Source organism: Streptomyces sp. NPDC034049, assembly GCF_055575575.1.
The window spans coordinates 253,667-267,545 of the sequence record NZ_JBVISJ010000004.1 but is presented as its reverse complement, the minus strand read 5'-3'; the positions used below and the strand labels follow the sequence as shown (position 1 = coordinate 267,545).

General features: G+C 72.3%; 14 protein-coding genes. 2 read left to right on the top strand and 12 right to left on the bottom strand.

Annotated elements, in window-relative coordinates:
* Window positions 1-56 precede the first annotated feature (56 nt).
* A complete protein-coding gene (locus ACZ52C_RS14395; protein WP_469075016.1) occupies window positions 57-545 on the bottom strand; it encodes a phage holin family protein in 489 nt (162 codons plus the stop codon).
* 76 nt (window positions 546-621) lie between these two features.
* Between ACZ52C_RS14395 and ACZ52C_RS14390 the strand changes: the two genes are divergently transcribed.
* Window positions 622-975 (top strand): VOC family protein, encoded by a 354-nt coding sequence (locus ACZ52C_RS14390; RefSeq protein WP_469075015.1) that lies wholly within the window; start codon window positions 622-624, stop codon window positions 973-975.
* A 3-nt stretch (window positions 976-978) separates the two neighbouring features.
* On the opposite strand, the gene ACZ52C_RS14385 is transcribed toward ACZ52C_RS14390, so the two are convergent.
* From ACZ52C_RS14385 to ACZ52C_RS14340, 10 genes are all read right to left on the bottom strand, one after another.
* A complete protein-coding gene (locus ACZ52C_RS14385; RefSeq protein WP_193379864.1) occupies window positions 979-1,875 on the bottom strand; it encodes an arginase family protein in 897 nt (298 codons plus the stop codon).
* Between the two features lie 46 nt (window positions 1,876-1,921).
* On the bottom strand, window positions 1,922-2,518 hold the full coding sequence (locus tag ACZ52C_RS14380; RefSeq protein WP_469075014.1) for a GNAT family N-acetyltransferase: 597 nt from the start codon (window positions 2,516-2,518) through the stop codon (window positions 1,922-1,924).
* A 26-nt stretch (window positions 2,519-2,544) separates the two neighbouring features.
* Window positions 2,545-2,793: a LapA family protein gene (locus tag ACZ52C_RS14375; RefSeq protein WP_469075013.1), complete on the bottom strand. Its 249-nt coding sequence runs from the start codon at window positions 2,791-2,793 to the stop codon at window positions 2,545-2,547.
* Window positions 2,794-2,898: 105 nt separating this feature from the next.
* Entirely contained in the window at window positions 2,899-3,828 is a 930-nt protein-coding gene (locus tag ACZ52C_RS14370) for a S66 peptidase family protein (RefSeq protein ID WP_469075012.1), read from the bottom strand.
* A 23-nt stretch (window positions 3,829-3,851) separates the two neighbouring features.
* Window positions 3,852-5,879, bottom strand: coding sequence for a dipeptidyl-peptidase 5 (locus tag ACZ52C_RS14365; RefSeq protein WP_469075011.1), 2,028 nt, complete (start codon window positions 5,877-5,879; stop codon window positions 3,852-3,854).
* A 27-nt stretch (window positions 5,880-5,906) separates the two neighbouring features.
* Window positions 5,907-7,238 (bottom strand): M20/M25/M40 family metallo-hydrolase, encoded by a 1,332-nt coding sequence (locus ACZ52C_RS14360; RefSeq protein ID WP_469075010.1) that lies wholly within the window; start codon window positions 7,236-7,238, stop codon window positions 5,907-5,909.
* Window positions 7,231-8,064, bottom strand: a complete 834-nt coding sequence (locus ACZ52C_RS14355) for a M55 family metallopeptidase (protein ID WP_469075009.1) — start codon at window positions 8,062-8,064, stop codon at window positions 7,231-7,233. Before ACZ52C_RS14355 ends, ACZ52C_RS14360 begins: the two co-directional genes overlap by 8 nt.
* A 181-nt stretch (window positions 8,065-8,245) precedes the next feature.
* Window positions 8,246-9,574 carry an enolase C-terminal domain-like protein gene (locus ACZ52C_RS14350; RefSeq protein WP_469075341.1) on the bottom strand — a complete coding sequence of 443 codons (1,329 nt, stop codon included), beginning with the start codon at window positions 9,572-9,574 and terminating at the stop codon, window positions 8,246-8,248.
* Window positions 9,575-9,610: 36 nt separating this feature from the next.
* Window positions 9,611-10,948 carry a gluconate:H+ symporter gene (locus ACZ52C_RS14345; RefSeq protein ID WP_469075008.1) on the bottom strand — a complete coding sequence of 446 codons (1,338 nt, stop codon included), beginning with the start codon at window positions 10,946-10,948 and terminating at the stop codon, window positions 9,611-9,613.
* A gap of 92 nt (window positions 10,949-11,040) precedes the next feature.
* The gene (locus ACZ52C_RS14340) at window positions 11,041-12,000 is read right to left on the bottom strand and encodes a 5-dehydro-4-deoxyglucarate dehydratase (RefSeq protein ID WP_469075007.1); all 960 of its coding nucleotides are present in this window, start codon (window positions 11,998-12,000) and stop codon (window positions 11,041-11,043) included.
* Window positions 12,001-12,115: 115 nt separating this feature from the next.
* On the opposite strand from ACZ52C_RS14340, the gene ACZ52C_RS14335 reads away from it, so the two are divergent.
* Window positions 12,116-12,904, top strand: coding sequence for an IclR family transcriptional regulator (locus ACZ52C_RS14335; RefSeq protein WP_329895967.1), 789 nt, complete (start codon window positions 12,116-12,118; stop codon window positions 12,902-12,904).
* A gap of 213 nt (window positions 12,905-13,117) precedes the next feature.
* Here the strand turns inward: ACZ52C_RS14335 and ACZ52C_RS14330 are convergent, their stop codons facing one another.
* Entirely contained in the window at window positions 13,118-13,879 is a 762-nt protein-coding gene (locus ACZ52C_RS14330) for a class I SAM-dependent methyltransferase (RefSeq protein ID WP_469075006.1), read from the bottom strand.

Genomic DNA, 13,879 nt, shown 5'->3' with positions numbered 1-13,879 from the left:
CGCTCCTTCTGCCGCCCTTTTCTGCTCGGCTTCGCTGCTCTTTCCCCCACTCACCGCTACCGGTGGCGGGGATCCTCCGGGTCGACGCCGACCGGGGGCGGCGCGCCGGTCGCACCGCCGGGAGCGACGGGCGGCACCGGCGGATAGCCGGCCGGCCCCGTCCCGCCCGGGGGCATCCCGGGCGCCGTACCGCCGGCGACCCGGTCACGGCCCGCGGCGAGGTCGCCCTCGTGCTCGGACGCCGGCCGGGACGCCGAGGGCCGCGCCGCGCTCCTCAGCACGTACGCCGCCACACCGAGCACCACGGCCGTGATGAGCGCCGCGGCCCAGTCCGGCAGGCCGAGCGACAGCGCCAGCCCGAGGGCCAGCGCCAGCGCGGCACCCGCGTACAGGGCGAGCGCCCCGGACGCGGCGTACAGCGCCGCCTTGCGGCGCTGCTTGCGGGTCTGCTGCCGCAGCTCGTCGCGGACGGTCTCGCGGGCCACCAGCGCCAGCTCGTCGACCAGGTGCTTGTCCAGATGTTCGAGATGATCCAAGCGGTCCATCGCCTCCGGGTACCCGTGCCCCCGCCCGCGTAACGCGGCATGCGCCGGGGGCGGATCCCCAACTAGGCTCTGCCCCATGGAGATTCTCGGCACCACGCTCCGCATCTGCGTCGACGACCTGGAAGCCGCGGTCCCGTTCTACGAGAGACTCTCGGGCGGGCCGGCGATGCGCTTCGAACGCGGTGGCGTCCAGGTGGCCGCCGTCGGCTGCTTCCTGCTGATGAGTGGACCCGAGTCGGAGCTGGAGGTCCTGCGGAAGGTGGCCGCGACCATCGCGGTCGAGGACGTCGACGAGGCGAACCGGGTCCTCACCGCCTCCGGCGCCCAGGTGCTGGCCGGCCCCATCCCCACGCCCGTCGGCCGCAACCTGATCGCCGTCCACCCCGACGGCTCGGTCTACGAGTACGCGGACCGCCGGACGGTGGCGTGAGCGTCAGGGGGCGAACGCGGCCACGACGAGGTCCGTGAGCAGCGCGCCCGCCGTGCCGTCGGGGTCCAGATCTGGGTCGTAGATGGTGACGTTGAGGCCCACGCAGTGCGGTGAGCGGACCAACGGGCGCAGCAGCGCGGTCAGTTCGTCGGGCAGCAGCCCGTCGGGGTCGGGGCTGTCGACGGCGGGCATGACGGACGGGTCGAGGACGTCGGCGTCCAGGTGCACCCAGAATCCGGCCAGTTCGGGCGTCTCGAAGCTCAGCGCGGTGACCCGGGCGAGATCGTCCGCGCCCCAGGTGCGCAGCTCGCCGACGGTCACGACGGGGATCTTCAGGGCGGCCAGCTCGGCGCGCTCGTCCTCGAACGCGTCCCGGATGCCGAAGAGCCGTACGTCCTCGTCGCGCAGATAGGGTCCGAGGCCCTCCAGGTCGGTCAGGTCCGGCTGTCCGCGCCCGGTGGCGAGCGCCAGCTCCTCACCGCCGGCCGCCCCGACCCGGTCGGAGTTCCCCGGATGCCGGAAGTCGGCGGAGGCGTCGACAGCGACCAGCCCGTACCGCCCGATCCGCCGCAGCGCGAGCGAGGCGCCGAGCTGGATCGAACAGTCCCCGCCGAGCACGACGGGCAGCTCACCGGCCCGGACGTGCCGCTCGATCCGGTCGGCGAGCCTGCGGGTGTACGAGGCGATCGCGCCGGCGTTGAAGACACCGTCGCCCTCCTGCCAGTCGCCCCGGTCATAGCGCGGCGGCACCACCACCCCGCCCTCCAGCGCGCCGAGCCGCCGCACGATGCCCTGTTCCCGCAGGGCCCCGGCGAGCTTGTGGCAACCGGGCACGGTCCCCGGGGCGGGCGGCCGCAGGCCGAGATTGGAGGGGGCGTCCACGACGACGATGTTCCGCATGGGTCCCATCCTGAGCGACGGGGCCGTCCGCCGGGACGGGAACGGATCATTCCGGGAGACGGCCCCCGGGCGGCTCCGGGAGACCGCCCCCGCCCGGGACCGGGCGCTCCATCTCCGTGGTCAGCGCCCACCGCTGGTGGTCCCGCCAGGCCCCGTCGATGAACAGGAAGTCCGGCGAGAAGCCCTCCAGCCGGAAGCCGCACCGCCGGGCGAGGGCGATGGAGGCGGAGTTCCCGGGCTGCACGTTGATCTCCAGCCGGTGCAGGCCCATGAAGGTGAACGCGTACTCGACCACCAGTGCGAGCCCCTCCCCCATCAGGCCGCGCCCGGCGGCGTGGGCGAAGGCCCCGTAGCCGAGGGCGCCGCTCTGGAAGCCGCCCTCCACGATGTTGTTGATGTTGATGAATCCGGCGATCCCCCCGCCGTCCCTCTCGCACACCAGGAACCCGGCCTTGGTCGGATCCTCGATGAGCCGTCCCGCGTACGCGGTGTACGCCGCGGGTGTGGCCGGGGGAAACAGCCACGGCCGGTGCAGCTCCCTGCTCTCCCGCACCCGTGCGACGAACTCGGGGCCGTCCCCGGGTGTGAAGCGGCGGATCGCGACGCGGGGGCCTGCGATGAGGTGACGAACGTTCTCGGACACCCCGCCACGGTACGTCGGAGCGGGCGTCACCTGCGCCGTCTCATGAAGTACGCCCCGCACACCGCTCCGACCAGGCCTGTCCCGAGGAGAGCCAGCCACAGGGGCATGGTGACCTCGGAGACCAGCAGCTGGATCTCGGTGCTCCGGGTGTTCTGGAACACGAAGACGAGCGCGAGGACGGCGAGCAGACCCACGAGGACCCTGCCGGGGGTCAGCGTCTCGCTCCACCGCCTGCGCCTGTGCGTCCCGACTCGTTCCGATGTCTTCGGGCTCATGTCTCCAGGATGACGCGCTCGACCGGGACGCGCCCGGTGGGAGACACCCCGTCGGAGACGCCCCGTCGGAGACGCCCCGTCGGAGACGCCCCGGGCTGCGGGCCGTCAGATCAGGGCCGGTTCGTCCAGTGTCAGTGTCCCCGCCTCCGCGTCCAGCTCCGCCGTCACCCCGAAGGGGATCGTCAGCGCCCCTTCCCCGTGGCCGAATCCGAACTCCTCCACCACCGGCACCCCGACCCCGCCGAGCCGGTCGACGAGCACCGCCCGCACCTTCTCGTACGGCTCGCACTCCGCCCAGGAGCCGAGGACGACACCGGCGACCCCGTCCAGCCAGCCCGCGCGCAGGAGCTGGGTGAGGTAGCGGTCGAGGCGGTAGGTCTCCTCGCCGACGTCCTCCAGGCAGAGCAGGCCGCCCCGGGCGGAGGGCCGGGCGTGCGGGTTGCCCAGCTCGGCCGCGAGCAGACACAGGCAGCCACCGAGGAGGACCCCGCGGGCACGGCCCGGCACCAGGGCGGCGCTTCCCTCGGCGGCCCGGATCGTGCGCACGGTCTCGGGGGAGAACAGGGTGGCCCGCAGATGCTCCTGGGCCCGGCTGTTCTTGAGGAAGTCGACGCCCGCGGCCATGGGCCCGTGCAGGGTGACCAGCCCGGCCCTGGTGGCGAACGCCTCGTGCAGGGCGGTGATGTCACTGAACCCGACGAGCGTCTTGGGGCCGGCCGCCCGTATCGCGTCCCAGTCGAGCAGGTCGACCATCCGCTGCACGCCGTACCCGCCGCGGGCGCACAGCACGGCGGACACGGACGGGTCGCACCAGGCGTTCTGGAAGTCGGCGGCACGGTCGGCGTCCGTGCCCGCGAGATAGGGGAACCCGGGGTGCCGGTCCAGCGTGTGGGGCGCCACGACGGGATCGAGGTCCCAGCCGCGCAGCAGGTCCAGCCCGGCGCTGAGCCGCTCCTCGACGACCGGCCCGCTGGGCGCGACGACGGCCACCCGCGCGCCGGGGACGAGGCGAGCGGGTCTGGTCAGGGGGGTCACGGGCGTTACCGGTGTCACGGGTGTCACTTGGCGAGCTCCAGAGTAGGGATACCCGGAGGATTCAACCCGAACACCTGGGCGTACAGCGACAGCTCCGCCTCCAGGACCCGCACCATCGTCTCCGCCCGCCTGAAGCCGTGCCCCTCCCCCTCGAAGGCGAGGTAGGCGTGCGGCACCCGCCGCCCGTCGAGCCGGGCCAGGAACCGCTCGCACTGCGCGGGCGGACAGATCACGTCGTCGAGGCCCTGGAGCAGCAGGAACGGCGCGGTGATCCGGTCGGCGTGCTCGGTGGGCGACCGCTCCGCGTACCGCATCGGCTCCTCGGCCGACGGCCCGACCAGGCTCTCCAGGTACTGGGACTCGAAGTCGTGCGTTTCCCCCGACCCCCAGTGCGCGAGGTCGAGGATGGGATACAGGATCGTTCCGCAGGCGTACACGTCGGTCGCGGTCAGGGACACGGCGGCCGTCCAGCCGCCCGCGCTGCCGCCCCTGATGGCGAGCCTGGTGCGGTCGGCGGTGCCCTCGTCGGCGAGGGCGAGCGCCACGGCCGCGCAGTCCTCCACGTCGACGACGCCCCACTGCTCGCGCAGCCGGTTGCGGTACTCCCGGCCGTAGCCGGTGGACCCGCCGTAGTTGACCTCGGCGACGCCGATGCCGCGTGAGGTGAAGTAGGCGATCGCGAGGTCCAGGACCAGCGGCGCGCGGCTGGTGGGCCCGCCGTGCGCCCAGACGACGTAGGGCGGCAGCTCGGTGCTGAAGGCGACGGAGCCGGGGTTGTGGGGCGGGTAGACATGTGCGTGGATCTCGCGCCCGGCGGGGCCGAGGAAGCTGCGGATCTGGGGTTCGGGGTAGTAGGCGGGGTCCACCGGGTCGTCGTGCGCGGCGCCGATCACCCGGGCGTCGCCGGTGGCGGCGTCCAGCTCGACCACCTCGTACGCGCTGCGGGGGCTGGCCCCGATGCCGAGGATCCGGCCGCCGCGCACGGCGAGCGACGGGGCGAACTCGGTCCACGGTCCGGCCGCGTCCACGACCTGGCCGGTCTCCAGGTCGAGGACGCCGAGCGCGGTGGCGCCCCGCCCGTGGATCACGGCGACGAGACCGTCGTCCAGCAGCGCGAACCAGCTCCAGCCGACCTTCCACAGCGGGCCTCCGAACTCCTCCTCGCGGGCGCAGAGGGCCGTGCGGCCGCCGCCGTCGGGGTCGAGGCGGCCGGGCTCGGTGCGGCCGGGGCCGACGTGGTCGGGGTCGAGGCGGTAGAGGTTCCAGTAGCCGGTGGTGTCGCTGGAGTACACGAGGGTGCCGTCGGCGGCCCAGTCGACCTGGGCGACCGACTCCTCCGGGCCGCCCGCGACGCACCGGGGCACGCCGAGCCTGCCGTCCTCGGTCACCTCGGCGACCAGCAGCGACGTGCCGTCCCACGGCATCCCGGGGTGGTCCCAGGCGAGCCAGGCGGCACGGCGGCCGTCCGGCGAGAGACGGGGGCAGGTGACGAACCGCCTGCTGTCGTCGGTCAGCTCCCGCACGGCGCCGCGGTCCTCGGCCGCCGAGCCGTCCAGCGGCACCGCGGCGACGACCCGCCGCACGTCGGTGGGCCCCTCGCCGGTGAACTCCTCCAGGACGCACCACACCTCGTCCCGCTCCGGGTGCGGCCGCGGGTCCACCCAGCGCAGTCCGCCGCCGACCGGCGACACCGGGGTGAGCGGGCGGGGCTCACCACCGGGCTCGAAGCCGTAGAGGCGCTGGTCGGCGTGGTTCACGAAGACCACGAAGGGGCCGCCGTCCCGGGGGACCCCGGTCCAGGGCTGCCCGCCGTACTCCATGACCCGGCTGCGCACGTTCCACGGGGCCGGCAGGACCGACTCCTCCGTGCCGTCGGCCGTGCGCCGCACCAGGGTGCGTCTGCCGCCCTCGGCGGGCCGGGGCTCCGTCCACCAGGCCTCGTCGCCGACGAAGCCGACGAACTCGGGATGCCCGTCGTGCGCGGCGGCGAGCGCCGCGTCGATCGGCGAGGGCCACGAACCGTACGCCAGGGTCTGCACCTTGTCCCCCATGTCCCTTCGTCCCCCGAGTCCCATCGGTCAGGCTGTCCGCAGGAAGCGGTCGAGCACACGGACGCCGAAGTGGAGCGCCTCCACGGGGACGCGCTCGTCGACGCCGTGGAAGAGCGCCGCGTAGTCGAAGCCCTCGGGGAGCTTCAGCGGCGAGAAGCCGTAGCCGGTGATGCCGAGGCGCGAGAACTGCTTGGCGTCCGTGCCGCCCGGCATGCAGTACGGCACCACGTGCCCCTCGGGCGCGAACTCCTCGACGGCGGCCCGCATCCGCGCGTACGTGACCGAGTCCACCGGCGCCTGGAGCGCCACCTCCCGGTGCTCGTACTCCCAGTCCACGTCGGGTCCGGTGAGCCGGTCGAGAGTCTCCCGGAACTCGTCCTCGCCGCCCGGCAGATACCGTCCGTCCACGCGGGCGGCGGCCTCCCCCGGGATGACGTTGATCTTGTAGCCGGCGTCCAGCATGGTCGGGTTGGCGCTGTTGCGGACGGTCGCCTCGACGAGGGCCGCGGCCGGGCCGAGTTTGTCGAGCAGCCGGTCGACGCCGCCGTGGTCGTCGAGGTCGGCCTCGACGCCGTACAGCGCGGCGAGTTCGGTGAGGGCCGCGCGGACGGTCGGCGTGAGCCGCAGGGGCCACTCGTGCGCGCCGATCCGGGCGACGGCCGCCGCGAGGCGGGTCACCGCGTTGGCCCGGTTCACCTTGGAGCCGTGGCCGGCCCGGCCGCGCGCGGTGAGCTTCAGCCAGCCGGTGCCGCGCTCACCCGCCGCGATCGGATAGATCTGGCGGCCATCGCCGTCGTGGAAGGTGAAGGCCCCCGACTCGCTGATGCCCTCGGTGCAGCCCTCGAAGAGACCGGCGTGCCGGTCGGCGAGGAAGCCGGAGCCGTCCTCGGCGCTCGCCTCCTCGTCGGCGGTGAACGCGATCACGAGGTCCCGGCGGGGGCGTACGCCGGTGCGCGCCCACTGGCGCACGACGGCGAGGATCATCGCGTCCATGTTCTTCATGTCGACCGCGCCCCGGCCCCAGACCACGCCGTCGCGGATCTCCCCGGAGAAGGGGTGCACGCTCCAGTCCGCGGCCTGGGCGGGCACGACGTCGAGATGACCGTGGACGAGCAGGGCGTCCGCCGACGGGTCGGTGCCCTCGATCCGCGCCACCACGTTGGTGCGGCCTGCGGTGCGCTCCAGCAGCGTGGGCTCCGCACCGGCCTCGGCCAGCAGCGCGGCGGCGTACTCGGCGGCCGGCCGCTCCCGGCAGTCCCCGCCGCCGCGGTTGGTGGTGTCGATCCGGATGAGGTCGGAGGTGAACCGGACGACCTCGTCGAGCGCCCGCTGGTCCACGGGTGCCGTCTGCTCAGCCATATGTCTCCTCCACCGCGGCCGAGACGATCGTGGTGACCGCCTTGAAGGTGCGGATTCCCTCGTACATGGTCGGGCTGGTGTACGCGACCTTGCGTTCACCGGTACGGACCACTCCGGGCACCACGGTCGCGGCCATCGCCAGGTGCTCGGCGTCGAACTCCAGCGCCACGGTGAAGGGGCCTCCCCTGACCGGTGTGTGCCGTACGGCGAGAGCCGCGGCCTCCTTCGCCGCCGCGCGGATGTCGGCGGCCGTTCTGGCCGGGGTGCGGCACACCGCCGCGTACCGCGAGACATGGTCCTTGACCGCGACTTTGAGCGCCTCGGGCGCATAGCCCAGGGCGTCCTCGCACGCCACGTCGTCGCCGGTCACCAGCACCACCGGTACCCCGTACTCGGCCACGACATGCGAGTTGAGCAGCCCCTCGCTGGCCCGCTCGTCGTTCACCCACACGCCGGTGATCGAGTTCGCCAGGTAGGTGTGGGCGAGGACGCCCTCCATCCCGGCGCCCGCGTGGTAGCCGACGAACGCGATGCCGTCCACGTCCCCGTGCTGGACGCCTTCCACCATGGACAGTGCCTTGTGCCGCCCGGTCAGCATCTGCGCGCGCTCGTCCAGCTCCTCCAGCAGCAGGTTGCGCATGGTCCAGTGCGCCTCGTTGATCAGCACCTCGTCGGCCCCGCCGTCGAGGAACCCGAGCACGGCGGCGTTCACGTCCGAGGTGAACATCGAGCGGCACCGCTCCCACTGCGGTGTCCCCGGCAGGACGTCGGCGGGCCAGGTGACACCGGTGGCGCCCTCCATGTCGGCGCTGATGAGGATCTTCATGCTGCTTCACGTTACGCGGCGGCGCGGGAACTTCATACGAGCCGGAGAAGGAGGGTCGAGCCCACTTCTCTCGGGCCCCGAGCAGATCCGACGCACGGCACGCCTCGTCCGTCAAGCCCCGCGACCGCGCCGGTGGCGTCGTCTCACCCGTCGACGCCACCGCCCTGCGCCCACGGGCGTGCTAACGCACCAGGCAGGGGCGCTTGTTGTCGAACTTCCAGCCGGGGCTGAGGTATTGCATGGTGACGGCGTCGTCGCGGGCCCCCAGCGCCTTGCGCTGGTACAGCTCGTGCGCCGCGAACAGCCGGTCCATGTCGAGCTGGACGCCCAGGCCCGGCGCGTCCGGGACGGCGATCTCGCCGCCGACGATGCGCGGTGGGGTGGTGGTGAGCCGTTCCGTGCCCTCCTGCCAGATCCAGTGCGTGTCCAGGGCGTTGTACTCGCCCGGGGCCGCGGCACCGCAGTGGACGACCATCGCCAGGGAGATGTCGAAGTGGTTGTTGGAGTGACAACCCCAGGTCAGCCCCATCGCGTTGCACAACTGCGCCACCCGCACCGAGCCCTGCATGGTCCAGAAGTGGGGGTCGGCCAACGGGATGGAGACCGACTGCAGGGCCAGGGCGTGGGTCAGCTGGCGCCAGTCCGTGGCGATCATGTTGGTCGCGGTGGGCAGCCCGGTGGCGCGGCGGAACTCGGCCAGGATCTCCCGCCCGGAGTAACCGCCCTCGGCCCCGCACGGGTCCTCGGCGTACGCGAGCGTGTCGCCCAGCGGACGGCACAGCTCGATCGCCTCGGCCAGGGACCAGGCACCGTTCGGGTCGAGGGTGATGCGAGCTTCGGGGAAGCGGCTCTTGAGAGCGCGGACGGCCTTGACCTCCTCCGCACCCTCCAGGACCCCTCCCTTGAGCTTGAAGTCCTTGAAGCCGTACAGGTCGTAGGCCGCCTCCGCCTGCCGGACGATCGCCTCCGGCGTGAGGGCCTCCTCGCGGCGGATCCGGTACCACTCCACCGGGGAGTCGGGTTCGCGGACGTACTCCAGATCGGTGCGGTCCGGGTCGCCGACGTAGAAGAGGTAGCCCAACACCCTGACCGAGTCACGCTGTTGGCCGTCACCGAGCAGCGCCGCCACCGGCACGTCGAGGTGCTGCCCGAGAAGGTCGAGCAGCGCCGACTCGACGGCGGTGACCGCGTGGACGGTGGTACGCAGGTCGAAGGTCTGCGCACCACGCCCGCCCGAGTCGCGGTCGGCGAACCGGTCGCCGATCTCGCGCAGCACCCGCTTGTAGTCGCCCACCCTGGCCCCGACGACCAGCGATTCGGAGTCCCGCAGTGTCCGCGTGATCTGCTCCCCGCCGGGCACCTCCCCCAGTCCCGTTCGTCCCTCGGAGTCGGTGAGGACGACGATGTTGCGGGTGAAGTAGGGGCCGTGGGCGCCGGAGAGATTCAGCTCCATGCTGTCCCGGCCGGCGACGGGGTACACGGTGAACCCCGTGACGGTCGGCTGTCCGATGCTCATCTGGTGCCTTTCTGCGGTGGGGTGGTGCTTCTAGAGACTGAGCGCGTCGAGGATCTGTTCGGCGATCAGGACACCGCCCAGACCGAGGATCGCGAGGACCGTGGTGTAGCTCGTACGGACCTTGATCGCTTCGACGACGGAGAGGTTGAAGTACTCCTTGAACAACCAGAATCCCGGGTCGTTGACGTGGGAGAAGGCGATGGATCCACAGGCGACGGCGAGCACCATCACCTCCGGGTGGACCCCACTGCCCGCGAGCAGCGGCAGCACCACGCCCGACGCGGTGACGACGGCGACGGTCGCCGAGCCGAGCGCGACACGGAGGATGACGGCGACGAGCCAGGCCAGGATGATCGGCGAGATGGACCAACCGTCGGTGGCGTCCTTGATGTAGTCGGAGATCCCGCCCTCGACGAGGACGTTCTTGAACGCCCCGCCGGCGCCGATCACCAGCAGGATCATCGCCATCGCCTTGGCCGCCGAGGAACAGGAGGCGCCGACCTCCTCCAGGCTGCGGCCGATCCGCGGTCCGAAGGCCCAGACGGCCAGGCACAGGGTGAGCAGCAGTGCGATGGGCGCCGAGCCGATGAAGGCGACGAAGTGCAGGATCCCGTTCTCGCCGGAGGTGGCCATGTCGGTCACGGCGGCGGCCACGATGAGCGCCACCGGGAACAGCGCCACGAACAGCGACCAGCCCAGGCCGGGCATCTCCTCGTCCGTGAACTCGCGCTCGGTGACCAGCCCTTGGGGTATGGAGGGCGTCATCGCCTTGATGAACGGCAGGCGCGGCCAGAGCAGGGCGATGGACACGCCCGCCGGGACCGCGATGAACAGGCCGTACAGCAGGGTCAGTCCGACGGAGGCGTCGAACGTCGCGGCCACGGCGGTGGGCCCGGGGTGCGGCGGCAGGAAGCTGTGCATCGTCGACAGCGTGATGGACATCGGCAGACCGACCCACAGCAGCGGCGCCCCGGTCACCCTGACCAGGGTGAACGCGATCGGGACGATGATGATGAACGCGACCTCGTAGAACATGGTCACGCCGATCAGCATCGCGGTGACCACCATCGCCACCTGCACCCAGCGCGGCCCGAAGGCGTCAAGCAGCTTCCCGGCGATGCGTTGGGCGGCGCCGGAGTCGCCCATGACCCGGCCGACCATCGCGCCGAGCCCGATGGTGAGCATGGTGTCGCCGATCTGGCCCCCGATGCCCTCCGAGAGGACGTCCGGGATGGTCGCCACCGGAATTCCCTGGACCAGCGCGACACCGACCGCCACGAGCAGCAGGGCCGCGAAGCCGTTGAGCCTCAGCCTGGTCATGAGCAGCAACAGGACCAGAACGCTGATCCCGACCACGAGAAGTGGCATGGCAGTTCTCCTTTGAACTGTCGAGCGACGGGGAGGGTGTGTGTGGGGGGGGGACGAACGGTGACCGACGAGCAGGGGGAACGAGAGGGGTGTCAGACCGGTCGTCGTACGGCGCCGACCAGGCTCAGTCCGTGGTCCAGCACCTTCTCCAGGTCGGCGAGGTCGGCGGCGGACGGGTCGGTGAGCGGGGCGCGCACCGGACCGACCGGGAGGCCACGGAGCCGGGCGGCGGCCTTGACCAGGGAGACGGCGTAGCCGGGCACCCGGTCGCGCAGTTCCACGAGGGGGACGTAGAACTCGCGCAGGAGCGTGTTCACGACGGTGTCGTCGCCGTCCTTGAGCGCGGTGAAGAAGGCGTTCGCGATCTCGGGTGCGAAGGCGTGGACGGCGGAGGAGTAGGCGGGGACGCCGACGGTGGCGTAGGCGCGGGCCTGGATCTCGGCGGTGGAGGCGCCGTTGAAGAAGAGGAAGCCGTCGGGGGCGGCGAGAGTGAGACGCTGCAGGCGGTCGAGGTCGCTGTGGCCGTCCTTCAGGCCGACGACGTTCGGGATGTCGGCGATCCGCTTCAACGACTCGGCGGTGAAGGTGACCTGGCCGCGCTGGTAGGCGATGAGGGGCAGCCGGGTCCGGGCCGCGATGTGCTCCAGTTGTGCCACGAGCCCGTCCTGCGGGGCGGCGACGAGGTAGTGCGGCAGGACCAGGAGGGCGTCGGCGCCGGCCTCCTCCGCGATGCGGGCGAACCGGGCGGCCTGGGCCCAGCCGTAGCCGATGCCGGCGACCACCGGGAGGCGCCCGTCGGCGATCTCGACGGTGGCCTCCACGACCGCGTGGTACTCGTCCTCGTCGAGCGAGAAGAACTCGCCGGTGCCGCAGGCGGGGAAGACGGCGCCGGGGGCGGTGGCCAGCCGGTCGGCCAGGTACGCCCGGTAGGCGTCGAGGTCGAGACCGCCGTCCTCCCGGAAGCTCGTGAGAGGGAAGGAGAGCACACCGTCCGCCATGCCGTCCCGGAGCCGCTGAATCACGCCGACTGGGTCAGTGCTGTTCCTTGCCATCAAATCCATCCCTGTATACAGATGTCGTCTGCGTATGCAGATGGAGATTAGATGTGTGAACAAGGTCGGTCAATGGGTGTGCGGTCACGAATCGGCGCGCACCTACGATGAGTGCATGCCGGAGAAGACAGGTGTCCGCGGGGTGAAGTCGGCGGCCAGAACCGTCGCGCTGCTGGAACTGCTCGCGGGACGAGGGGGGCAGCCCTCACGCCTGGATCAGCTCGCGGAGGACCTGGACGTGCCGCGCAGCAGCATGTACCAACTGCTGCAGACACTCGTCGACTGCGGCTGGGTCCGCACCGACGCCACCGGATCCCTCTACGGCATCGGCATCCGCGCCCTGCTCACCGGCACCAGCTACCTGGACGGCGACCACCACATCCGGGTCGTCCGCTCCTACCTCGACGAGGCGTCGGACGCCCTCGGCGAGACCATGCACATGGCCCGCCTCGACGGCCCGGACGTCGTCTACCTCGCCACCCGCGAGTCCCATGAGTACCTGCGCACCATAAGCCGCGTCGGCCGCCGCGTCCCCGCCCACGCCGGCGGACTCGGCAAGGCCCTGCTCGCCGAGCGCCCCGACGACGAACTGCCGCTCCCGGACGGCCCGTTGACTGCCCTCACCGAGAACACGCACACCACCCGCGCCTCCCTCCACGCCGACCTGGCCCGGATCCGCGAACGTGGCTACTCCATCGATCACGAGGAGACGGTGACCGGCATCGCCGGCTTCGGCTTCGCCCTGCGCTACGCCTCCCCTGCCACCGACGCCATCAGCTGCTCGGTCCCGGTGGCCCGACTCACCCCGGAACACGAAGCCCGCATCGTCGCCGTGATGCGGGAGATCCGGGCGAAGATCGAGTCCCAACTGCCGCCCGCCTCGGGCGGGCCCGACTGGCGCTGAGCCCTCCGGCGGAAGTGCCGCGCCTCCAGCCCCGACGCCGTTCCGTGGCGTGGAGGCGCTTCGTCAGGGTGAGCCGACCCGGGACCTCGGGCTACCCACGACTGTGCCTCGCCGCGCCGGCGGCCTGGCGGACCCGGCCGGCGATGGGGGCCGTGTTCGGTCCGGCCAGCGAACGCAGTCGCTCGCGTGGTGAGCGGGAACACGCCCGCCGCCTCACGGGCGGCCCGCGGGCCGGAATGCCGCTGTGGGAAGACCGGAACGCCCCGCCACGTACCACCTCGACGGCAGTTCGATCCGGGTTCCCGTGGCCGTGTGTTCCGTGGTGACCAGGGGGAGTTCGCCGCTGGTCACCACGGTGAGGCCGGCGGCGCCCAGGTACTCCGGGATCGCGGCGTCGGTGACCTCGCCGGGGGCGATGCCGTGCCGGAAGATCGGGGCTAGCTTGGCGGGAGGGCCCGCCGGATCGGCCGCGAGGCCCATGAGGACGGGTTTCGCGGCCTCGGAGAGTTCGACGAGGCAGACCCGGCCGCGCTCGCCCAGCAGGGTGGCGACGGTGTCGACGAGGCGTTGGCGGTCGTCGGGCTCGCACTGGTGGAGGACGCCGCGCACATAGACGTTGGCGTCGCCGAGGTCGGCGTGGAGCGCTTCGGCGTCCGTCTTGTCGGCCGCGTCGAGCACCCGGTAGTCGGCCCGGCCGTCGGGGTCGGCGCGGCGGGCCCGGTCGACGGCCGCGGCAGAGAGGTCGGCGCCGATCACACGGGGGAAGCGGTCGGCCAGGAAGCGGGTCTGGGTGCCGTTGCCGCAGCCGAGGTCGACGAGCGGGAGGCCGGCGGCGGTCAGGTACGGCTCGAAGAGCGCCAGATGGACGGCCGCGGTCCTCTCGGGCCCGGCGTCCCAGAAGACCGCGCCCGGTTCGTCGGGAGCCTCCCGCCAGAACCCCTCCCAGGCCTCACGGTACCGACGCGTCACGCTCAT

Bases quoted from the DNA above. Each gene is read 5' to 3' on its own strand.
- ACZ52C_RS14395 (WP_469075016.1), bottom strand. From the start codon at position 545: ATGGACCGCTTGGATCATCTCGAACATCTGGACAAGCACCTGGTCGAC.
- ACZ52C_RS14390 (WP_469075015.1), top strand. From the start codon at position 622: ATGGAGATTCTCGGCACCACGCTCCGCATCTGCGTCGACGACCTGGAA.
- ACZ52C_RS14385 (WP_193379864.1), bottom strand. From the start codon at position 1,875: ATGCGGAACATCGTCGTCGTGGACGCCCCCTCCAATCTCGGCCTGCGG.
- ACZ52C_RS14375 (WP_469075013.1), bottom strand. From the start codon at position 2,793: ATGAGCCCGAAGACATCGGAACGAGTCGGGACGCACAGGCGCAGGCGG.
- ACZ52C_RS14365 (WP_469075011.1), bottom strand. From the start codon at position 5,879: ATGGGGGACAAGGTGCAGACCCTGGCGTACGGTTCGTGGCCCTCGCCG.
- ACZ52C_RS14360 (WP_469075010.1), bottom strand. From the start codon at position 7,238: ATGGCTGAGCAGACGGCACCCGTGGACCAGCGGGCGCTCGACGAGGTC.
- ACZ52C_RS14355 (WP_469075009.1), bottom strand. From the start codon at position 8,064: ATGAAGATCCTCATCAGCGCCGACATGGAGGGCGCCACCGGTGTCACC.
- ACZ52C_RS14345 (WP_469075008.1), bottom strand. From the start codon at position 10,948: ATGCCACTTCTCGTGGTCGGGATCAGCGTTCTGGTCCTGTTGCTGCTC.
- ACZ52C_RS14340 (WP_469075007.1), bottom strand. From the start codon at position 12,000: ATGGCAAGGAACAGCACTGACCCAGTCGGCGTGATTCAGCGGCTCCGG.
- ACZ52C_RS14335 (WP_329895967.1), top strand. From the start codon at position 12,116: ATGCCGGAGAAGACAGGTGTCCGCGGGGTGAAGTCGGCGGCCAGAACC.
- ACZ52C_RS14330 (WP_469075006.1), bottom strand. From the start codon at position 13,879: ATGAGCGTGACGCGTCGGTACCGTGAGGCCTGGGAGGGGTTCTGGCGG.